General features: G+C 65.9%; 15 protein-coding genes and 1 tRNA gene. 1 reads left to right on the top strand and 15 read right to left on the bottom strand.

The genetic code is table 11. The features are described 5' to 3' along the window. Positions 1-629: 629 nt before the first annotated feature. From I3J27_RS18750 to I3J27_RS18725, 6 genes are all read right to left on the bottom strand, one after another. Positions 630-1,013 (bottom strand): RidA family protein, encoded by a 384-nt coding sequence (locus I3J27_RS18750; RefSeq protein WP_270172252.1) that lies wholly within the window; start codon positions 1,011-1,013, stop codon positions 630-632. 14 nt (positions 1,014-1,027) lie between these two features. Further along, positions 1,028-3,355 (bottom strand): acetamidase/formamidase family protein, encoded by a 2,328-nt coding sequence (locus tag I3J27_RS18745; RefSeq protein ID WP_270172833.1) that lies wholly within the window; start codon positions 3,353-3,355, stop codon positions 1,028-1,030. 134 nt (positions 3,356-3,489) lie between these two features. Next, entirely contained in the window at positions 3,490-4,731 is a 1,242-nt protein-coding gene (locus I3J27_RS18740) for an acetamidase/formamidase family protein (protein WP_270172249.1), read from the bottom strand. Positions 4,732-4,774: 43 nt separating this feature from the next. Beyond that, positions 4,775-6,397: an amino acid ABC transporter permease/ATP-binding protein gene (locus I3J27_RS18735; protein ID WP_270172247.1), complete on the bottom strand. Its 1,623-nt coding sequence runs from the start codon at positions 6,395-6,397 to the stop codon at positions 4,775-4,777. 197 nt (positions 6,398-6,594) lie between these two features. Next, complete coding sequence (locus tag I3J27_RS18730) at positions 6,595-7,512, bottom strand: ABC transporter substrate-binding protein (protein WP_270172245.1); 918 nt, start codon at positions 7,510-7,512, stop codon at positions 6,595-6,597. Positions 7,513-7,928: 416 nt separating this feature from the next. After that, positions 7,929-8,192 (bottom strand): hypothetical protein, encoded by a 264-nt coding sequence (locus I3J27_RS18725; protein WP_270172243.1) that lies wholly within the window; start codon positions 8,190-8,192, stop codon positions 7,929-7,931. A gap of 241 nt (positions 8,193-8,433) precedes the next feature. Here I3J27_RS18725 and I3J27_RS18720 point away from each other — a divergent pair, with 241 nt between their 5' ends. Then, positions 8,434-8,640: a hypothetical protein gene (locus tag I3J27_RS18720; RefSeq protein WP_270172241.1), complete on the top strand. Its 207-nt coding sequence runs from the start codon at positions 8,434-8,436 to the stop codon at positions 8,638-8,640. Between the two features lie 57 nt (positions 8,641-8,697). Here the strand turns inward: I3J27_RS18720 and I3J27_RS18715 are convergent, their stop codons facing one another. The 9 genes from I3J27_RS18715 to I3J27_RS18675 all read right to left on the bottom strand — a co-directional run bounded on the left by I3J27_RS18715 (position 8,698) and on the right by I3J27_RS18675 (position 20,756). Next, a complete protein-coding gene (locus I3J27_RS18715; RefSeq protein WP_270172239.1) occupies positions 8,698-8,844 on the bottom strand; it encodes a hypothetical protein in 147 nt (48 codons plus the stop codon). A gap of 191 nt (positions 8,845-9,035) precedes the next feature. Continuing rightward, a tRNA-Cys gene (locus tag I3J27_RS18710) sits at positions 9,036-9,109 on the bottom strand. A 56-nt stretch (positions 9,110-9,165) separates the two neighbouring features. Beyond that, positions 9,166-9,918, bottom strand: a complete 753-nt coding sequence (locus tag I3J27_RS18705) for an ABC transporter ATP-binding protein (RefSeq protein WP_270172237.1) — start codon at positions 9,916-9,918, stop codon at positions 9,166-9,168. Between the two features lie 7 nt (positions 9,919-9,925). Continuing rightward, on the bottom strand, positions 9,926-10,789 hold the full coding sequence (locus I3J27_RS18700) for an ABC transporter permease (protein ID WP_270172235.1): 864 nt from the start codon (positions 10,787-10,789) through the stop codon (positions 9,926-9,928). 41 nt (positions 10,790-10,830) lie between these two features. Further along, positions 10,831-11,562 (bottom strand): tRNA-uridine aminocarboxypropyltransferase, encoded by a 732-nt coding sequence (locus I3J27_RS18695; RefSeq protein ID WP_270172233.1) that lies wholly within the window; start codon positions 11,560-11,562, stop codon positions 10,831-10,833. A gap of 41 nt (positions 11,563-11,603) precedes the next feature. After that, positions 11,604-14,708 (bottom strand): efflux RND transporter permease subunit, encoded by a 3,105-nt coding sequence (locus tag I3J27_RS18690; protein ID WP_270172231.1) that lies wholly within the window; start codon positions 14,706-14,708, stop codon positions 11,604-11,606. Beyond that, positions 14,708-17,857, bottom strand: a complete 3,150-nt coding sequence (locus I3J27_RS18685) for an efflux RND transporter permease subunit (protein WP_270172229.1) — start codon at positions 17,855-17,857, stop codon at positions 14,708-14,710. Before I3J27_RS18685 ends, I3J27_RS18690 begins: the two co-directional genes overlap by 1 nt. A gap of 36 nt (positions 17,858-17,893) precedes the next feature. After that, entirely contained in the window at positions 17,894-19,315 is a 1,422-nt protein-coding gene (locus I3J27_RS18680) for an efflux RND transporter periplasmic adaptor subunit (RefSeq protein WP_270172226.1), read from the bottom strand. After that, a complete protein-coding gene (locus I3J27_RS18675) occupies positions 19,305-20,756 on the bottom strand; it encodes an efflux transporter outer membrane subunit (protein ID WP_270172224.1) in 1,452 nt (483 codons plus the stop codon). The genes I3J27_RS18680 and I3J27_RS18675 overlap by 11 nt, the downstream gene beginning before the upstream one ends. Positions 20,757-21,092 lie beyond the last annotated feature (336 nt).

Here is a 21,092-nt window from a genome sequence, read left to right as displayed (position 1 = left end):
GCTTTGCCTGGTCACGTCACCCTCCTTTGTCAGAGGGCGCAGGGAAGACCGGGTGCCGGCGGGGCACCCACGGTCCACTGTGCGAAGGTTGCGCTACAAAAATCTGCACAGCGGCATACAGGTGAAGCCAAACATCCGGCCTTCCCTGCGCAGTGGTTTGACGGCTTATGCCGTGCTCTCCCCGGGGAGCGATGCACTATTGCCCCCGTCGCCTTGCCGATAGCTGATGCGCGGACCCGGTCGGGCCGCTACATCACCGCAAGACTTGACGCACAGACCCCGGGCGTCAGGACCACACGATTTTGCCGTACGCGGGCTGCACCGGTCGTGTGCGCGCAGGCCGTTGCTCACGGAGTGACCCGCCCTGCAAACCACCTTTCGCGCCGACGCCGCCCGCGTCCACCGCCACTCATCCCGCGTTTCGTGACGATCGCGATCCGCCCCTCTGACTGGGATGAGGTGACGTCGATCTACGGCAAAACAGAATTTCGGTAAAGTGGAATATTTTAGCGCGGACGGGTGGACCCTGAGGTTGTGTGTTTTGCCTGTCGGGCAACACAAGGTCTTGTAGCCCGGATGAGCGGAGCGACATCCGGGATTCGTGTGAGCGTCAGTCCCGAAAGCCGGGCTCACGGCCGGCGGCAGACCAGATCGATCTCGATCAGCGCGTCGTAAGCCAGGCCGGTGACGCCGACGCAGGTCCGGGCCGGCAGGCGGTCCGGCGGAAAGAAGCTGCGATAGGTCTCGTTCATCGCGGCGTAGTCTTCCTTGAAACGCGTCAGATAGATGCGCGTCATCACGACATGCTCGAGACCGAGACCGAGGCCGGCGAGAACCACCCTCAAATTCTCCATCACAGCGCGGGTCTGCGCGACGATGCCGTCGGGCAGCACGCCCGGCGCTTGTGGCGTGTCCGGCATCTGGCCGGTGACGAAGACGAAACCGTCGGTCTCCACGGCGTGGCTGAAGGGCGCGACCGGCTTCGGACCGCCGGCGATCATGTGGAATTTCACTTTGGATGTCCTTGTTAAGGCGCCTGCTGAAACAGGCGCTTGCTCAGGATGGCGTGCACGCCCCAATTGCCGTCGACGACCTGGGTGACGCCGAAATCGACCGCCGCCGACATCAGCGCGATCGCTTCGTCCTCGCTGAGGCCTTTGACGTTCATCAGGAAGCGACGCATCTTGCGGAACGCGTCCTTCATGGCAAGGTCGAGCGAGGATTTTGCGTAGACCTCGCTCTGCCCCTGCGCGCCGAATTCGGCGAGGTAGTTGGGATGGCTGAATCCGGTCAGCACCCAGTCGGTTTCGGTCTCGATCAGGGGATAAGAGAGATCGGCGAAAGGCTGGCCGGCAAGATCGGCCTTCTTGTGCAGGATCACCTCGAACGTGCCGGTCATCGAGCATTCGATCGCGGTACCGCTGAGTTCGCCGTCGCCCTGTGCGGCATGGGGATCGCCGACCGACAGCAGCGCCCCGGGAACGGAGACCGGGAGATAGACTGCCGACCCCTTCCCCAGCCGCCAATTGTCGAGATTGCCGCCGAAATAGGACGGCGGCACGGAATCGACGAAATCGACCTCGCGCGGCGCCACCGCGATCACGCCGAAATGCGGACGGAGCGGAATGCGGATGCCATCGAGCACGGCGTGGCGGCGCTTGATCGTCGCGGGCGCAACGGGAACGCCGGGATAGTCGTACGTGGCGTGCACGACGCCGGAAGGATCGGTCTGCGGCTCCCAGCGGTAGGAATAGAGCGCGCGGGCGTGCGGTGTCTCCGCGTGGTCGAATATCTCGTAAATGGTGACGGCTTCGCGCGGCTTGGGCGCAAGAAACTCGTTGTAATGATAGCCCCACCACGCCGCGACCGAGGAGCCGAACACGCGGCCGGCATGGCCCGGATTGCGGCTGGCGCGCGGCACCATGTCGAGGATGCGTACCTCCAGCACGTCGCCGGGCTGGGCGTCCTTCACCGCCACGGGGCCCGTGCAGATGTGGACGCCAAAGCCTTCACCGGCGCCGCGGCCGAACACACTCGCGTCCATCGGTCCGGCGCCGCGGCGGTCGACGTTCTTCTGGTCCCGCGTCCAGCCGAATACGCTTTCCGCGCCGGCATCGCCGGCAATCATCAACTCGGGCGCGTCGGAAGCGTGCTGTGTCAGCGTTTCGATGGTGATGGTATCGCCCGAGGCGATCTCGATCTGCGGCGGCAATGAGCGGCTGAAATAGCCCCAGTGGACGCGGTCCGCCCCGACCGGGAGGTGATGATGCTTGCGCTCCGCTGTCGTCCGCTCTTCGCCGCCGGCACTGGCGACGCCGCTGCGCGCCTCCACGCTCTGATGCGAGCGAAGCTGCGCCAGCGCCTCTTGCGGCCAGCCGCGCTGTCCGGCCAGGCCGTGCTGCGCGATCGCCCGCTCCGCCTCCTGCTGGCGAAATTCGCGCGGCGGCAGGCCGAAGCGATGGCGGAAGGCACGGCTGAAATGCGCGGAATCGCCAAAGCCATAGGTGTAGGCGATTTCCGAAATCGAGCGATGTGCTTCGTTCGGATTGGATAGATCGGCCCAGGCACGCTGGAGTCGGCGCTCGCGGACGTAATGGGTAAAATTATCGCCAACCGTCTCGAACAGCTTTTGCAAGTACCGCTCGGAGATCCCCTCGGCCTGCGCGACGCGCGCCGGCACCAGATCGGGATCGTCGAGCCGACGCTCGATAGTCTGGCAGATCCGGTGCAGCAGCGCGGCCTGCGTCGCGCTCGATCCCGCATCTGAGGTCGAAGCGGCCAGTTGATGCGCGAGCGTCAGGAGCAGATCGACGAGGCTCTGCGCGACCGCATTCCATTCGGCGTCGCTGAGCGTGTCGAGCGTGCGCGCGGTAGCATCCAGCAGGCGCGAGAACACATCGGAAAAGCCGTTGGGCGCGACGACGCGGGGCTCGCCCAGCCGCGGCTTACCCGATAGACGTCCGTGCAGCGCCTCGGAGGTCACCGACAGCACGATCGCGCGCATGTCGCGCTGGAAGACGATGCTCCAGTCCCCGCTCCGCGGCAGCAACACGAGATGGCCGACGGGAACGATGCGATGGCCGCCGGCGCTCTTGAGCACCATGCCGTCCTCGACCGGCATTAGCGCGATCGGAAGATCTTCGCTTGCTTGCGAGAGCGGACCGACACTCTGCGCGCCCGCGGCCATGCGCGTCAGCGCAACGCCTGCGGCGTGGCGATGCGACGCCGTCGCGTGCCCGTCGAGGAAGGAATGTCCGGTCGCCGGTTGCAGGCCGACGGCGGCCAGCACGTCCCGCCACGCCTCGGGCCGGTCGTCTTGCGCGTAGGACTCGCTCGTGAAGGGACGGAAGCTCATCGGATCGACCCAGATTGCGGTCGATCGAAGCAACCTCTGTGCCAGACGCACGCGGTCATCTGTCGCCGCCACGGGCCGCAGATATGGTTCGTCCTTCACGCGCTCATCCCAGAAACGAAATGTGTCTCAACGCTTTAGTCGCACCGGAAGATGTTCTTGCGGATCGTGCCGTGGACGCCCCAATTGGCATCGACGACCTGCGTGACGCCGAAATCGGCGCCGACCGACAGCAGCGAGATCGCCTCGTCCTCGCTAAGGCCGTGCACCGTCATCAGGAACCGGCGCAGCTTTCGGAACGCATCGCGCATCGCACGGTCGAGGCTCGAGTGATTGGCAATCTCGGTTTGTGCATCGGCGCCGAGTTCGGCGAGATAGTTCGGATAGGTGAAGCCGTAGAACGACCAGGCGTGGTCGGTCTCCAGCATCGGATGATCGAGACCTTCGAGATGGGTGCCGGCGAGATCGGCCTTCTTGTGCAGGATGAACTCGAAATCGCCGGTCAGCGAGGTCTCGATCGCGGTGCCGCCGAGCTCGCTGTCGCCTTGCGCGGCATGGGGATCGCCGACCGAAAAATAGGCGCCGGGGACCGCGACCGGGTAGAACATCCGCGCTCCCTTGCCGATACGCCAGTCGTCGATGTTGCCGCCGGTATAGCCCGGCGGGATCGAACTGACGAAGTCAGCCTCGGAAGGAGCGAGCCCCATGGTGCCGAAATGCAGCCGCGCCGGGACCTTCACGCTGGCGAGAATGTTCTCGCGCTTCCTGATGGTGGCGTGGTCGACGCGGACGCCGGGATAGTCGATGGTCGGATGCACGATGCCGTCGGGATCGGTCTGCGGCGTCCAGACGTAGTTGTAGACAGCTTTCGCGTAGGGCTCACCCGAGGTGTCGAGCTCGAAGATGGTGACGACCTCGCGCGGCTTCGGCTCCTCGATCAGATCGTGATAGTGAAAGCCCCAGTTCGCCGCGACGTTGGAGCCGAAGCAGCGACCGGCGTGGCAGGCGCTGCAGCTCGGCCGCGGCCTGATATCGAGGATGCGCACCTCCAGAATGTCGCCGGGCTCGGCGCCTTCGATCGCCACGGGACCGGTGAGGAGATGCACGCCGATCCCCTCGCCTGCGCCGCGGATGAAGGGACCTTCGACCGGGCCTGAGCCGCGCCGCGCCACCGCCTTGTGCTCGCGCGTCCACTGGAACACGCTTTCGGCGCCGGGGTCGCTCTGGATCATGCGCTCGTAATCGTCATTGGCGTGATGGGTCAGCGTCTCGATGGTGGCGCGATCGCCCGAGCGCAGCGTCAGGGCCGGCGCGACTGTCTTGGAGAAATAGCCCCAGTGGACGGTTTTCGGCGAAACCGGCAGCGTGAAATGCGTCATGAGGTGGCCTCTTCGGGAGTCTTGAACCTTGTGGAGACGGCGCTCATCGCACCGCCTCCGGCGTCTTGTCGGCTTCCATCACGCTGAGGAAACGCGCCGTCAGCGGATTGCGGGGATTGGAGAGCACCTCGTGCGCGGGCCCCTCCTCGATGATCGCGCCGCCGCTCAGGAAAGCGACGCGATCGGCGACCTCATCGGCAAAGCGGATCTGGTGGGTCGAGATGATCATGGTGAGACCGTCGTCGATGGCGAGGCGACGGATCACCTCCAGCACTTCGTTGACGAGCTCGGGATCGAGCGCCGAGGTCGGCTCGTCCAGCAGCAGCACGCTCGGATTGGGCGCCAGCGCGCGGGCGATGGCGACGCGCTGCTGCTGGCCGCCGGAGAGATGGCGCGGCAGCGCGTCGGCGCGATGCGAGAGACCGACGCGGTCGAGCAGCTCGGCGGCGCGGCGCTCGGCGTCGATGCGGGTCATGCCGTGCACCCATCGCAGAGGACCGGCGATGTTTTCCTTGGCCGAAAGATGGGCGAACAGGTTGAACTGCTGGAATACCATGCCGACGCCGACGGTTGCCCGCTCGTTGGCGATCGCCCTCGGCGACAAGAGCTTGCCGTCGTCGCCAAAACCGAGGCGGCGGCCGCCGACGCGCACGGTGCCGGAATCCCAACCTTCGAGATGGTTGATGCAGCGGAGCAGCGTGCTCTTGCCGGAGCCGCTGGCCCCGAGCAGCGCGACCACCTCGCCGACGCGAACGGTGAGATCGAGGCCGCCGAGCACCTTTTGCGGGCCGTAGCTCTTGGTGAGGTCCTTGGTCTCGACCGCGATGTTGTTGCGCGCGATGGTCGCGGCGCGCCGGGTGCGCTCCTCGCGGGTCAAGGCCAGCGGCGGCGTATCGGTGAGCTCTGGCTGCGCGGGCTCGGGAGCATCGACGGTGGCTACGGCAAGGTCGAGCTTCGTACCGAGGTCGACGCGGCGCCACGGCAGGTAATCGGCGAGCTTGCGCTGGCGGCCCTTGTTGCGGTCGAGGTCGAGCAGCCATTCGACGAAGAGCTGGATGACGCTGATGGAGGCCGTCAGCACGAGATACAAAAGGCCCGAAGCGAAGAAGATCGAGAAGAAGTCGAAGGTCGAGGACGCCAGCTGGGTCGAGCGCAGCGTCAGCTCCTGGACGGCGACGACGGAGGCCAACGAGGAATTCTTCAGCGCGCTGACGGCCTCGTTGCCAAACGCAGGAATCATGGTGCGGATCGCCTGCGGCGCGATCACCCGCCACATCAAAATCCGGGGCGTCATGCCGAGCGCCTGGCCGGCCGTCACCTGCCCGCGGTCGACGCCGAGCACGCCGGCGCGCAACATCTCCGCGATGAACGGCGCCTCGTTGCAGGCGAGCGCAAGGCCCGCAGCGAGCACTGCCGGCAGCTTGATGCCGATATGGGGCAGCGCGTCGTAGGCAAACACCATTTGCAGGATCAGCGGCGTGCCGCGGAAGATCACGGTATAGGCCCTGGCGATCGCCGCCAGCAGCCAGAAGCGCGAGAGCTGCATGCCGGCCAGGATCAATCCGAGGATCAACCCGCCGCCGAGCCCGAGGGCGGTCACCTCGAGAGTGAGCTCGATGCCCTCGAGCAGATACGGCATGCTCAGATAATGGAGGAACAGCGACATCAGCCAGCCGTCATCAGAGTGGGATCAGGTTTGGTTGAGGGCGCGCGCCGCGAGCACCGGCACCTCGCCCGTAGGGAGAGGTCGGATCGCATCGTCCGATGCGATCCGGGTGAGGGCTTACGCTGCACCGTGTTTGCCGCCCCCCTCACCCGGCGCTTCGCGCCGACCTCTCCTCGTCGGGGAGAGGTAAACCGCACTCAGTCAGCCGTCAGGATGTCCGGCTCCTTGAAGTTGTTCACGTCGAGGCCGTGCTTCTTCAGAAGCTCCATGTGCGTGCCGGCCTTCTGCACCTCGATCAGTGCCGCCATCACGGCGTCGCGGAATTTCGGCTTGTCCTTCGGGACTGCGATGCCGACCGAATACGGGATCGTCACCGCGAGCGCCTTCTCCAGCTTGTCCGGATAGGCCTTCACCGCGCTGTCGACGGTGTTGACGTCGTTGATGTAGGTGTCGGCGCGGCCGGCGAGGATCGCCTGGATGCAGTTGGCGTTGTTGTCGTAGAGCTGGATGGTCGGCTCCGCCTTGCCGGCCTTCTTGCACTCCGGGATCAGGGCCTGGATCAGGGGCACCTCGACATAGCCGGTGTTCTCGGCGGCCGCCGTGCCGCACATCGACATGTTGATGCCGTTGATGCCCTTCGGATTGCCCTTGGCGACCAGCACGCCGTCGAACACTTTCGAATAGGTGATGAAGTCGGCCGCTTTTGCGCGCTCCTTGGTGGCGTAGATGTCGGAGATCACGATGTCGGCCTGGCCGGCGGCGAGCGTGGTCAGGAGCGCGGCGAACGTCACCGGCTTGTAGGTCAGCTTGAAGCCGAGGCATTCGCCGATGGCCTCGCCGAGATCGATGTCGAAGCCGATATATTTGCCGGGATCCTTCGGGTCGATCGTCTCGTAGCCCGGCGTGTGCGGGTTGATGGCGTTGACCAGCGTCTTGCCCTTCCAGTCCGGATATTTGTCCTGGAGCGCGGCGCAGGCCGCAGGCGCCGCGGCCTTCGCGCTCAGCGGCGCAGCGGCGACCAGTCCGAAAGCGATGGCGGCGCCGAGCGCGACCTTGCGCCATGACAATGATGCGCGCGCCGTTCCCCGCGCCTGGGGCAATACCCGTCTCTCCATCGTCCCACTCCTTCGAATTGCCATGGCATGGGCCATGTTCCAGATCTCGGGAGCGAGCCTAGGTGGAGTGCGCAGGGGAAGCTTGTCCGCGGGCGTACAAAAAATTGGATGGAGGGGCCTGCGATTTGGGCAGGCGACTGCACAAAAACTGTTCGCGCGTGAGGGGCGAAGCGAATGTAATTCCGAATTCGGAGGAACCAAATGATCTCGCGCTACGCAGCAGTCTGCACTATCAGCGAATTATAACGTGAGATCATTTGACAGAGATATGACGATGGTCCGGCACATCTAATTCTGCGCCCGCAGTACTGCAAAGCCCTCCACAGCCTGTCCGCAGCATATCCACAGGCCCACCATGCCGGATTCGCGAGCCCGCGCGGGCCACTTGCTGCGCACAAACCCACAGGCCAGGTATGTCAGCCGCCGGCCTGATCGAACACGGTGCGGCAAGCCTCGCTCAAGCTCGACCTGTTACGGCGCAGGCAGGCCGTGATGGCGCGGACGTTGGGAATCTCGCCGGCGCAAAGCCGGTAGACGTCGGGGGTGCAGGCTCGGCGCTGCTCCGGCGTCCCCTGCTGCGCATTGGCGGCTGTGGCGAACAACGTCAGGAACAGCCCGACCGTCGAGGCCCGGCGCGCCCGGCTCTTCACACCCGCAAACCGCAAGAACCTCGCCTTCATGACCCGTCTCCGTTCTGCCTGCCCGCCCTGGCGTGAAGGGGTAGGAGAAATAAACTGCAGAGAATGTGATCTCTTTCACACGGAGGGCCAGCCCGAGGCACCTAGGGTTCCCGCGGGGATTTTTACAAATCGCTAACCAAATGGACCCCGATCGGGCGATCGTTAAAATGCGAACGATCGGCTCAACCGGGTAACAAACCGGCTTTGCGACATTGCGCCATCCGCGTTCTGCGAGGGTGTGATGAGCGAAGCCGAATTCAATTTGCTGCTGGATACCGTCCGGGACGCCATGATCAATGAAGATTTCGCGCCCGGGCCGGAGGAGGAATTCGTGCCCCGCTCGTGGTCGTACGCCGCAACGCCCCAGGGCACGCTCAGGGCCGCCAATGACAATGAGGGCGCCTGGCCCATGCTGCCGTTTCCGGACGGCTGGTACGCGGCCTGCTGAGGCCACTTTCACCGTGAACCGAAAGCGCCCGCGATCTGCGGGCGTTTTGCTATCCGATCACGTCTTGACGCGATCCTCGCCGTCCTGCGGCGCCCGGTCGGGCGCGGCCGGCGGAAAGATGCTGTCATAGATCGCACGGGCCTCGCGAATGAGGCGAGCCCGCTCCAGCTCGGATTTCGGGACCAGTCGGACGATGTCGCCCACGGATGCTCCAACGCTCGTTGATGGGAAACGCATCACTTCGCAGATGCGAAGTCTGTGCCAGCGGACCTGAATCGCAGGTTTCCGCCAAGCCCCGGGCAAACCCGGTGGCCGCGCGGGGCGGCAGCATTGCCGGCGGGAGCCGCGGAACCGCGCTAAAATCGAATTTGTGCTGGAAATTCAGAAGCTTGTGATGGAGGCCACGACCAGAATTGAACTGGTGTACACGGTTTTGCAGACCGTTGCGTAACCACTCCGCCACGTGGCCCCGTAAGGGCGGACCAATATAGGGGATCAATGGCTTAAGCAACCCCGACCGGGTGGTTACGCCTTCGCTCCGCCGAGATAGCGGTCGAGAATCTCATCGGTCGTGCCGGCCGCGGTGATCCTCCCCTGCTCCAGCAGGATCGCACGGTTGCAAGTGCTCTTGATGAGCTCGACGTCGTGCGAGGCCAGCACCAGGATGCCGGCGCGGGCGACGATCTCATCCAGCCGCTGCCGCGCCTTCTTACGGAATTGCTGGTCGCCGACGCCGATCCATTCGTCGAGCAGCACGATCTCGCCCTCCACGGCGGTTGCGACCGCAAAGATCAGGCGCAGCATCATGCCGCTGGAATAGGTGCGCAGCGGCAGGTCGAGCCGGTCGCCGAGCTCGGTGAATTCGGCGATCTCCGCCCGCCGGGCGTCGATCTCGGCGCGCCGCGCGCCGATCACGAGCCCGCGCCGCACGATGTTCTCGTAGCCGGTCGCCTCCTCGTCGAATCCGGCCTGGAGGTCGAACAGCGACAGGCAGCGGCCGGCGACGTCGACGCTGCCCGCGGTCGGATGGTAGATTCCGGCGAGCACCCGCAGCAGCGTGGTCTTGCCGGCGCCGTTGGCGCCGATGATGGCGAGCCGGTCGCCGGCGCGGATGTCGAGGCTGACGTCGCTGAGCGCAGAGACGATGCGCGGGACGGCCGCTGCCCTTCGCAGCGTCACCGCGTTGACGAGCCGGCTGCGCAGCGAACGGTCGCGGAACGACAGCACGGGAAAGGTCACCGCCACGTTGCGGAGCAGGATGTGGGCAGCAAGACTCATGCGCGCCTCACAGCCAATACGCCACGCGATGGCGATAGCGGGCGTAGCCGAACAGGGCAATCACGGCGACCGCGGTCGCGTAGATGATTCCGAGCAGCCATTGCTCCGGATCGGTCGGTTGCGACAGCAGCGGCCTGCGCACGAGATCGAGCAGCGTCGCGAACGGATTGGCGCGGGTCAGCCAGGCGAACGCGGTTCCGCGCACGGTGTCCTCGGTCCAGATGATCGGCGTCAGGAAGAAGATGAATTGCAGGCCGCTGACGATTGCAGTCCCGATGTCGCGAAAGCGCGCGCAGAGCAAGCCGAGTCCGACCGAACCGCCGACGAGAACCACAAGCAGGATCGCAAAGCCGGGCAGCACCAGCAGCATGCTCCACTGCAAGGGCCAAGCCATCACGATGTAGAGCAGGACGACGATCACCAAATGATGCGCGAAGATGAGGACGTTGCGCGCGACCATCTGGAGCACATGCACGATCAGCGGCGCCGGCACCGCCTTGATCAGATGGCCCGAGGCCACGAAGATGTTGGACCCCTCCTGGAGTGTCGTCGCGATCAGGGTCCAAACGATCAGGCCGACGGCGAAGGGCGGCAGGAAGCTGGCGATGTCCTGCTTGAACAACGCCGCATAGACCGTGCCGACGCTGCCGATCGTCGCCGCGAGGGTCAGCGTGATCCAGAGCGGGCCGATCACGGTACGCCGGTAGCGCAGCGAAATGTCCATCAGCGCGAGCGTGCCCCAACGATCGAGCCGCGTCGCCTGTGCCAGGATCTCCTTCGTTGCGAGCTGAATTCGACTGCCCTTCCGCGTCCGGTATCCGATGCCGATCCAGGATAGCAGGCTTATCGGCCAATCGTCTCTATCCGCCACCCCGTCGTCGAGCAATCAACCGTATGGGTGAAGGGCCGAAGTCAGGCGCGCTTGCGCCGCCGGACACCGCGCCGGCGGTCCTTCGCAGCCGGCTTTGGCGCCAGTTCCGGCAGCTCGGCCTGGACCTCGCGGTAGCGGGTCAACATTCGTTCAAAACTGGCGTGCAGGGTCTCGGCGATATCAGGGCGCCGTTCGAGACCGGCCAGAATCGACGCGGCCGCCTCGATGGTCGAGAGGCCGTCCTTGCGAGGCTCCTTGCGCAGGCGGCCGTAGCGCGACGGGTGCGCCGGGTTGAGGATCACGCGCTGGCACTTGAGCATCCAGGGATTGCGCCACCACAGCGCCTTGGCCTGGCTCCAGGTGCCGTCGAGCAGCACCACGCCTTCGAGCTTGCCGAGGCGCGTGCGCTGATTGTCCGCCACCTCGCCCTTGCGGTTCAGCGCGACGATCTCGGCCTCGGCTTCGAGGTCGGCCGCGCGGGCTGAACCGAGATAGAGCACGCCCCAATGCGAGGCGTTCTCCACCGGCTGCCCCAGCGCCTTGGACAGGCTCGGCCAGGACAGGCCGACGCGGACCGTGGCATCTTCGAAATGTTTCGCCAGCAGCCGCGCGGTGCCGAGCGCCCTGTCCTGCTCCTGCGGATGCTGGAGAATCAGCAGCGAGAGCCGGTTTTCAATCGGCGTGACACTGTCGCAGATGCACAGCGGCATTGGCTTCTGGCAGTGTGGGCATTCAGGGATCGGATCGGCCGGCGCGGCGGTGGGGTCTGACATGGCCGCCGCTATACGCTTTGCGCGGGCCTTCAACAACCCGCCTATTCAGCCGGCGCTGGCACCGGCCGCGGCTCGGAGCGGCGGCGCAGGCGGTCGATCAGGAGGTAGATCACCGGCGTGGTGTAGAGCGTCAGGACCTGCGAGACGAACAGGCCGCCGATGATGGTGATGCCGAGCGGGCGTCGAAGTTCCGTGCCGGGACCGGTCGCGACCACCAGCGGGATGCCGGCGAACAAGGCGGCCATGGTCGTCATCAGAATCGGGCGGAAGCGCGCCTGGCAGGCCTCGAAGATCGCCTCCGCCGACGACAGGCCGCGCTGACGCTCGGCATCGAGCGCGAAGTCCACCATCATGATGCCGTTCTTCTTGACGATGCCGATCAACAGGATGATGCCGACGAAGGCGATCACGGTCAGCGGCGTGTTGGTGATCTGCAAGGCCAGCAGCGCGCCGAGGCCCGCCGAGGGCAGCGTCGAGATGATCGTCAGCGGATGGGCAAGGCTCTCATAGAGCACGCCGAGCACGATATACATCGCCACCAGTGCGCCGAGGATGAGCAGCGGCTGGCGGCCGCTGGTCTTGGCGAAATCGCCGGCATTGCCGTCGAAGCTGCCGCGGATGCCTTCGGGCATGTGCAGTTCTTCCACCGCCCGCTGGATGTTCTGGGTCGCCGCCTGAAGCTGCACGTTCGGCAAGAGATTGAACGACACCGTGGTCGAGGGAAACGACTGCGAGTGATAGACCGCGAGGGCGGCGAGGCCGCGCGTGGCGTGAACCACAGCGGATAGCGGCACCTGCGCGTCGCCCGCGCCCGCGACATAGATGCGCTCGAGGTTGGACGGATCGACCTGGAATTTCGGGTCGATCTCCAGCACGGTCATGTACTGGTTGCGCTGGGTGTAGATGATCCCGATCTGCCGCTGCGAGAACGCGTTGTTGAGCGCGTTGTCGATGTCCTGGACGCGGACGCCGAGTGCCGAGGCCTTCTGGCGGTCGATGCTCAGGGTCAATTGAAGGCCGCCAGGATCGCGGTCGCTGGAAATGTCGGTGATGCCCTCGACGCTCTCCATGCGCTTGGCAACGATGGGCGCCCACTTCTGCAGCAGGCTGAGATCGGTGCTGGTCAGCGTGTACTGGTAGTCGGAATCACTCTGCCGCCCGCCGGCGCGGACGTCCTGGGCGGCGAACATGAAGAGACGGATGCCGGCCACGGGGTAGAGCGCGCGTCTCAGACGGTCGATCACGACCTCCGTCGAGACGTGGTCGCGCTCCTCCGGCGGCTTCAGGCTGATATACATGATGCCGCGGTTGGAGGTCGCTCCCCCCGGCCCGCCTCCCGCGCCGACGGTCGAACCGATGCCGGCCACGGCCGGATCCTTCATCACGATGTCGGCTAGCCGCTGCTGAAGGCCGAGCATCGACTGGAACGAGATATCGGCCGAGGCGCGCGTCGCTCCGATCACGAAGCCGGAATCGTCGGTCGGGAAATAGCCCTTGGGGACCTTGATGTAGAGCGTCACGGTGAGGCCGATGGTGGCGAAGAACACCAGCAGCGTCAGCAACGGATATTCCAGCGCGGTGCGCAAGGTGCGGGCGTAGAAGGCGACGATGCGGGACAGCGAGCCCTCGATGATGCGATCGAACAGCGTTGCCGTGCCGGACGTGGTCTGCCGGATGTAATGAGCGCAGATCATCGGCGTGACCGTCAGCGACACCAGCGTCGAGACCACGATCGCGAAGGTCAGCGTCAGCGAGAATTCGCGCAGGAGACGGCCGACGATGCCGTCCATGAAGATCAGCGGCGTGAAGGCCGCGATCAGCGACAGGCTGATCGAAACCACCGTGAAGCCGATCTGCTTCGCGCCCTCCAGCGCCGCCTGCATCGGCCGCATGCCGTGCTCGAGATTGCGGTACATGTTCTCGATCATGACGATGGCGTCGTCGACCACGAAGCCGACCGAGATCGCGAGCGCCATCAGCGACAGATTGTCGATCGAGAAGTCCGCGACCCACATGCCGGCGCAGGTGCCGGCCAGCGCCAGCGGCACCGAAATGCCGGCCGCGATCGTCGGCGTCAGCCGCCGCAGGAACACGAACACCACGACCATCACCAATATGGCCGTCGCGAGCAGCGTCCACTGCATGTCGAGCACGCTGGCGCGGATCGTGCTGGTGCGGTCGACCAGGGTGGAAACTTCCACGCCGGCCGGAATCCATTGCTTCAGCTCGGGGATCAGCGCTTTCACGCGGTCCACGGTGTCGATCACGTTGGCATCGCCCTGCTTTGTGATCTGGATCAGCACGGCCGGCTGCTTGTTGAACCAGGCGATGGAACGAGCGTTGCGGACGGAGTCCTCGATGTCGGCGACGTCGGACAGCCGCACGAAATTGCCGTTCGAGCTCTTGATGACGATGTCGCGGAATTCTTTCGCCGTGCGCATCTGCTTGTTGAGCGCCAGCGTTTCGCTCTGGCGTTCGCCGTTGAAGATCCCGACCGGGCCGAGCGGATTGGCGTTGATAATCGCGGTGCGGACGTCGTCGGTGGCAATGCCTGCGTTCGAGAGTGCCACCGGATTGAGCTGGACGCGGACCGCCGGTTGATCGGCGCCGCTGATGGCCACGTTGCCGACGCCTGGGACCTGCGAGATGCGCTGCGCCAGCACGGTGTCGGCGACGTCGTAGATCGCGCTGGCAGCAAGCGTCGTGGAGGTCAGCGCCAGCACGAAGACGGGCGCGCCGGCCGTGTTGGCCTTGCGGAAGCGCGGCAGCGTCGGCAGGTCGCTCGGCAGGTCGACCATGGCGGCGTTGATCGCCGCCTGCACGTCGCGCGCGGCCTTGTCGATGCTGCGGCCGATGTCGAACTGGAGCTGAATGCTGGTGTTGCCGAGCGTCGAGGTCGAGGTGATCTGGTTGATGCCGGCGATCTCGCCGAGCCGGCGCTCCAATGGTGAAGCCACCGTTGCGGCCATCACCGACGGGTCGGCGCCGGGCCGGCTGGCTGAGACGAAGATGGCGGGGAAGTCGACGTTCGGGACCGAAGCAACGGGAAGGAAATCGTAGGCAACGACACCCAGCAGGAACAACCCGATCGACAGCAGCGTGGTCGCGACCGGGCGGCGGATGAAGGGCTCCGAGATCGATGCCATCACTGCATCCCCTCGGTCGCGCCCGCGACCGGTGGGCCGCCTGACGCGGCCGGCGGCAGCGCCTGTTCGAGACGGCGGTTGATGCGGTCGAGCGCGAGGTAGATCACCGGCGTGGTGTAGAGCGTCAAGAGCTGGCTGAGCAGCAGGCCGCCGATGATGGAGACGCCGAGCGGGAAGCGCAGCTCGGCGCCGGTGCCGCTCTCGATCGCCAGCGGCAGCGCGCCGAACAGCGCGGCCAGCGTCGTCATCATGATGGGACGGAAGCGCAGGAGACAGGCCTGCACGATCGCCTCGTTGGGCGGCATCCCCTGCCCGCGCTCGGCCTCCAGCGCGAAGTCGATCATCATGATCGCGTTCTTCTTGACGATGCCCATCAGCAGGATGATGCCGATCAGGCCGATCACCGAGAGGTCCTGCCCGCACAGCACCAGCGCCAGGATGGCGCCGACGCCGGCCGAGGGCAGCGTCGACAGGATGGTGATGGGGTGAATGTAGCTCTCATAGAGCACGCCGAGCACGATGTAGATCGTGATCACGGCGGCGAGCAGCAGCCAGGGCTGGCCGGCGAGCGCCTTGGCGAACTCGGCGGCATCGCCTGCATAGACGCCGACGATGCTGTTGGGCATCTCGATCCGGGTCTCGATCGTCTTCACCGCCTCGACCGCATCGCCGAGCGCCGCGCCCGGCGCGAGGTTGAAGCTGAGCGAGATCGCCGGGAATTGCGCCTGGTGCGAGATCGCGAGCGGCGCGGTGGTGCGCGTCAGCGTCGCCACGGCGGAGAGCGGCACCTGCGCGTTGGGCGCGCCCACGACGCTGCTCGCGGCGCCCGGCAGATAGAGTTTCGACAGGATCGAGGGATCGCGCTGGTACATCGGCAGCGCCTCCAGCACCACGCGGTACTGGTTGGCCTGGCCGTAGATCGTCGAGATCTGCCTCTGTGCAAAAGCGTCGTTGAGCGTGTCGGTGATCCCTTGCAGGCTCACGCCGAGCTGTCCCGCGCGGGTGCGGTCGACCGTGAGCTGCGCTCGCAGGCCGCCTTCCTGCGCTTCGGAGGAAACGTCGCGGAACAGCGGATCGCGGCGCATCTCCGCAACCAGCCTGCCGGCCCATTCCGACACCTGCGCCGCATCGGTCCCGGTCAGCGTGTACTGATATTGTGAACGGCTCGACTGGGTCGAGATCTGCACGTCCTGCACCGGCTGGAAATAGACGGTCATGCCGGGAATGCCCGAGACGCGCTGCTTCAGCCGGGTCACGACCTCACTGACATCGTCCCGCCGCTCGCCGCGCGGCCTCAAGGACATGACGAGGCGGCCGACATTGGTGGTCGGGTTGACCGAGCCGGCGCCGATCACGGAGACGACGCCGACCACGTCGGGGTCGGCCTTGATGGCATCGGCCGCCGCGGCCTGCCGCTTCTGCATCTCCGCGAACGAGACGTCGGGCCCGGCCTCGGTGACGGCCGTGATCGATGCGGTGTCCTGGAGCGGCAGGAAGCCCTTCGGCGCGACGGCGTAAAGAACCAGCGTCGCAACCAGCGTGGCGAAGGTCACGAGCAGCGTGGCGCGCTGGCGCTCCAGCACCCACAGCAGCGTCCGGTGATAGAACTCGACGGTGCGGTCGATGAAGCGGCTGATCGCCGCCAGCCCCGGCACCGCCAGCTCCTCATGCGCATGCTTGAGCAGCCGCGAGCACATCATCGGCGTCAGCGTCAGCGAGACCACGGCCGAGGTCACGACCGCGATGGTCAGCGTCAGCGCGAATTCGCGGAACATGCGCCCGACGAGGCCCGACATGAACAGCAGTGGGATGAACACCGCGATCAGCGACACCGTCAGCGAGATCACGGTGAAGCCGATTTCGCTGGCGCCCTTCAGCGAAGCCTCCATCGCACTGTCGCCGTTCTCCATGTGGCGGACGATGTTCTCGATCATGACGATGGCGTCGTCGACGACGAAGCCGGTGCCGATCGTCAGCGCCATCAGCGACAGATTGTCGAGGCTGAAGCCGGCGAAATACATGATGCCGAAGCTGGTGATCAGCGACAGCGGCAGCGCGACGCCGGCGATCAGCGTGGCCCGCAGCGAGCGCAGGAACAGCAGCACCACCAGCGTGACCAGCACGACGCTGAGGATCAGCGTGAACTGCACATCGCGGACCGAGGCGCGGATGGTGACGGTGCGGTCAGAGACGATGGTGAGGTTCACGCCGGCCGGAATCGCGCGCTGGACCTTCGGGATCTCAGCCCGGATCTGCCTGACGACATCGATGACGTTGGCGCCGGGCTGGCGCTGGATGTCGATGATGACGGCCGGCGTGCCCTGGTACCAGCCGCCGGTGCGGTCGTTCTCGAGGCCATCCACGATCTGCGCGACGTCGGCGATGGCGACGGGCGAGCCGTTGCGGTAGGCGATGATAATGGGCTTGTAGGCCTCGGCGGCCGCGATCTGGTCGTTGGCGGCGATGATGTAGGATTGCTGCGCGCCGTCGAGCGAGCCCTTTGGCCCGGAGACGTTGGCATTGGCGATCGCGGTGCGCAGGTCCTCCATGGCGATGCCGTAGGCGGCCAGCCGCGCGAGGTCGGCCTGGATGCGCACGGCCGGCTTCAATCCGCCGAGCACCGTGACGCGTCCGACGCCGGAGATCTGGCTCAGGCGTTGCGCCAGAATGGTGTCGGCGATGTCGCTCATCGCGCGCAGCGAGATCGTGTCGGAGCGCAGCGCCAGCGTCATCACCGGCGCATCGGCCGGGTTCACCTTGGCGTAGGTCGGCGGATAAGGCAGCGTCTTGGGCAAGACTCCGGCCGCCGCGTTGATCGCGGCCTGCACGTCCTGCGTGGCGCCGTCGATGTCACGGTTGAGATCGAACTGAAGCGAGATCTGGCTGACGCCGAACGAGCTCGTCGAGTTCATCGCCGTCAGCGACGGGATCTGGCCGAGCTGGCGTTCCAGTGGCGCGGTGATCAGCGAGGCAATCACGTCGGGACTTGCGCCCGGCAGCTGCGTCGTCACCTGCACGGTCGGGAAATCGACCTGCGGCAGTGCCGAGACCGGCAGTGCGAAATAGCCCAGCAGCCCGCCGATCAGAAGCGCGATGCCGAGCAGCGAGGTCGCGATCGGGCGGCGGATGAAGGGTTCGGAGACACCCATGGGATATGCCTGCCGCTCAGGCGGCTGTTGTCGGGATCATGGCTGCTTGGCTCCACTTCCCGATGCGCCCGGCCCCGGTGCCGGCCCGGTCTGCCCCTTCTGGTCCCCTTCGCTGCTCTTCCGCTTGGCCCGGAACTCGCCGTCCTTGCCTTGTCCGTCCTTCTGACCGTCCTTTTGGCCTTCCTTCTGACCTTCCTTGGCACCATCCTTCTTCTGAGCGTCCGGCCCGCGCGAACGCTTGCGTGGGGCGAGATCGGCCGACGGGGTCTGGTCGTCGCGGCCGACGACCACCTTGGAGCCGTCGGACAGATTGGCAAAACCCGTGGTGACGACCTTGTCGTTCGGCGACAGGCCGCTGGCGATCACGGCGTCATGCTCGTTCTGCTGCGTCACCGTCACCGGCTTGGCTGCGACGACATTGTCCTCGCCGATGACATAGCTGAAGGTGCCGATCGGGCCGCGCTGCACCGCCGATGTCGGCACCACCAGCGCCTGCATCAGGGTCTCGACCTTGAGGCGGACATTGACGAACTGGCCCGGCCAGAGCTGGTAATTGGCGTTGGGAAACTCGGCCTTGAGCTTGAGCGTGCCGGTGGTCTGGTCGACCTGGTTGTCGATGCCGGTGAGCTTGCCGGTGTCGATCACGGTGATGCCGTCATTGCCGAACACGTCGACCGCGAGCGTGCCCTTCGACGCCGCCGCATTGACGCGCATGATCTGCTGCTGCGGCAGGCTGAACCACACCGCGATCGGCTGCAATTGCGTGATCACCACGAGGCCGGTGGTGTCGGAGGCGTGAATGATGTTGCCCTGGTCGACCTGGCGCAGGCCGGCGCGCCCCGAGAGCGGCGCCACGATCTTGGTGTAGCTCAGCGTCGCCGCTGCATTGTCGATCGCAGCCTGGTCGGCCTTGACCAGTGCCTCGGTCTGCGCCACCAGCGCGCGCTGGGTGTCGGCCTGCTGCTTGGATCCGGCATTGGATGCGGCGAGCTGCTCGTAGCGCGTCAGGTCGATGCGCTGGTTGGCGAGCTGGGCCTCGTCCTGCGCCTTCTTGGCGACGGCCTGGTCATAGGTCGCCTGGTAGAGCGCCGGATCGATCTCGCCGAGCACGTCGCCCTTCTTGACGTCCTGGCCTTCGGTGAACTTCACGGCGATCAGCTTGCCGTCGACCTGCGAGCGTACGGTGACGGTGTTGAGCGCGCGGATCGCGCCGACGCCGTCGAGATAGACCGGGACGTCCTGGACGCGCGGGGTTGCCGCCAGCACCGGCACCGGCAGATCGGGCCGCTGGTTGCGGCCGTTCGCCTGCTGCGGCTGCTGATGCCAGACGGTCCATCCGAAATAGCCGAGACCGCCGAGGATCGCGAGCGTGATCAGGGTCATCACGAAGCCGCGGCCGCGCGATCGCTTCGCCGTGCCCTCCTTCGCGCCTTCCTTGGTATCCGGCTTAAAGAGCATTGACCGGTTTCTCCATGCGCGGCTCCCAGCCGCCGCCGAGCGCCTGATACAGGCTCACGATGGCAAGAAGCCGTGCGAGTTGGGCCTGCGACAGCGCGTCTTCCGCCTGGAACAGGGTCAGTTGGGTGTTGAGCACGGTCACGATGTCGGCGGTGCCGGCGCGCAATTGCTGCTCGGCAAGGTCGAAGGCGCGGCGCGAAGCGTTGAGCACGTCACGCTGCAATTGCAGCTTGATCGTGGTCTGCTTGATCGAGAACAGCGCATTGTCGACGTCGGCAAACGACTGGATGATGGTCTTGCGGTAGGTCTGGAGCAATTCGTCCTGCCGCGCCTTGGCGAGTTCGAAATTGCCGAGGATCTTGCCACCGTCGAAGATCGGCTGTGTCGCGCTGCCGACGAGCTGGAAGAACGCCGCATGCGGCTGGAACAGCGACACCAGTGCCGAGCTCTGATAGCCGCCATTGCCGGTGAGCTGGATGGTCGGGAAGAACTGCGCGCGGGCATTGCCGATGTTGGCGGTCGCGGACGCGAGTTGCGCCTCCTGGCGGCGGATGTCCGGCCGCTGCGTCAGAAGCTCCGACGGCAGGCCGGGCGTCACGCGCGGAATCGCGATTCCGTTCAGCGAGCCGCCGAGCACGCGCACGCTCTCCGGCGGGCGCGAGACCAGCACGGCGAGCGCATTGACGTTCTGGTCCAGCGTCTGGCGCAGCGGCGGCACCAGCGCCTTCTGGTTGGCGAGCACGCTCTCCTGCTGCGCGACGTCGAGATCGGTGCCGGTGCCGGCCTTGCGGCGCTCGCGAATGGCATCGAGGATGCGCTGCGCGCTGGCGATATTGCGCTGGGCGGTCCGCAAGCGGTCCTGCGAGGCCAGCACCTGGAAATAGGCGTTGGCGACGGCGGCGAGCGTCGTCAGCGCGACCGTGTCGCGATCGAAGCGGTTGGCGTTTGCGGTCTCTTCCGCCGTTTGCAGCGCGTCGCGGTTCTGGCCCCAGAAATCGAGCTGATAGCTCGCGCTCAGCGAGGCCGAATAGTTGACGACTTCGCGGCCGCCGATGGACAGGCCCGAGGCGCTCGAGCCGGAGGTGCGCGAATACGTCTCCGATCCGCCTGTCGACACGCTCGGCAACAGCGCCGCGCCCGCCTGCCGCGCCTGCGCGTCGGCCTGGACGATGCGCGCCACCGCGGCGGCGATGTCGAGATTGACGGTCTGCGCCTCCTCCATCAACTGCGTCAGCTCCGCCGAGCGGAAGCCGCGCCACCAATCCAGCGTCGGCGGCGCATCCACCTTGCCGGCGTATTTGTAATTGGTGGGAACGTCGAGCGCGGGATCAGGCAGATCCTGCGTCAGCACGCAGGCCCCTGAACTGGCGGCAACGCACAGCACCGCGATCCAGCGCGCCGCACGCAGCGGCCGGGACGTCAGGCCAGGAGATCGCCGCATGGCGACCGCAGGACCGTGCTGTGTCACATCCACCCCCCGCCGGGCAGATCGAGCCGCCACCGCAGAGCCGGATTAACCGATTCGCGGGCGGATGGCCGGGGGCCTTGATGTAACTCGCTCACGGCGGTGATGCTTTCTGCGGAACCTGACATCCATACTAGCGGGGCGCGGAACAGCGGGACAGTCCCGCAAGTGCGAAATGCGCGCCCGAATACGCCGATCACGAGATCACGAAAAGACAAGATATGCCTGTGTCGCAGGGGTTTTCCGCATTCCTGCGCCGCTCCGAGGCGCATTCAAGCTTACCAAGATTTCATGTGATATTGCCGCCGCGCC

Origin of the sequence: Bradyrhizobium xenonodulans, assembly GCF_027594865.1 — a bacterium.
GTDB classification, from domain to species: Bacteria; Pseudomonadota; Alphaproteobacteria; order Rhizobiales; family Xanthobacteraceae; genus Bradyrhizobium; species Bradyrhizobium xenonodulans.
Note: the sequence above shows the minus strand (reverse complement) of the source record. Positions and strands in the feature narration are given on the sequence as shown.

Bases quoted from the DNA above. Each gene is read 5' to 3' on its own strand.
- I3J27_RS18745 (WP_270172833.1), bottom strand. From the start codon at position 3,355: ATGAGCTTCCGTCCCTTCACGAGCGAGTCCTACGCGCAAGACGACCGG.
- I3J27_RS18740 (WP_270172249.1), bottom strand. From the start codon at position 4,731: ATGACGCATTTCACGCTGCCGGTTTCGCCGAAAACCGTCCACTGGGGC.
- I3J27_RS18735 (WP_270172247.1), bottom strand. From the start codon at position 6,397: ATGTCGCTGTTCCTCCATTATCTGAGCATGCCGTATCTGCTCGAGGGC.
- I3J27_RS18730 (WP_270172245.1), bottom strand. From the start codon at position 7,512: ATGGAGAGACGGGTATTGCCCCAGGCGCGGGGAACGGCGCGCGCATCA.
- I3J27_RS18725 (WP_270172243.1), bottom strand. From the start codon at position 8,192: ATGAAGGCGAGGTTCTTGCGGTTTGCGGGTGTGAAGAGCCGGGCGCGC.
- I3J27_RS18720 (WP_270172241.1), top strand. From the start codon at position 8,434: ATGAGCGAAGCCGAATTCAATTTGCTGCTGGATACCGTCCGGGACGCC.
- I3J27_RS18705 (WP_270172237.1), bottom strand. From the start codon at position 9,918: ATGAGTCTTGCTGCCCACATCCTGCTCCGCAACGTGGCGGTGACCTTT.
- I3J27_RS18695 (WP_270172233.1), bottom strand. From the start codon at position 11,562: ATGTCAGACCCCACCGCCGCGCCGGCCGATCCGATCCCTGAATGCCCA.
- I3J27_RS18690 (WP_270172231.1), bottom strand. From the start codon at position 14,708: ATGGCATCGATCTCGGAGCCCTTCATCCGCCGCCCGGTCGCGACCACG.
- I3J27_RS18685 (WP_270172229.1), bottom strand. From the start codon at position 17,857: ATGGGTGTCTCCGAACCCTTCATCCGCCGCCCGATCGCGACCTCGCTG.
- I3J27_RS18680 (WP_270172226.1), bottom strand. From the start codon at position 19,315: ATGCTCTTTAAGCCGGATACCAAGGAAGGCGCGAAGGAGGGCACGGCG.
- I3J27_RS18675 (WP_270172224.1), bottom strand. From the start codon at position 20,756: ATGCGGCGATCTCCTGGCCTGACGTCCCGGCCGCTGCGTGCGGCGCGC.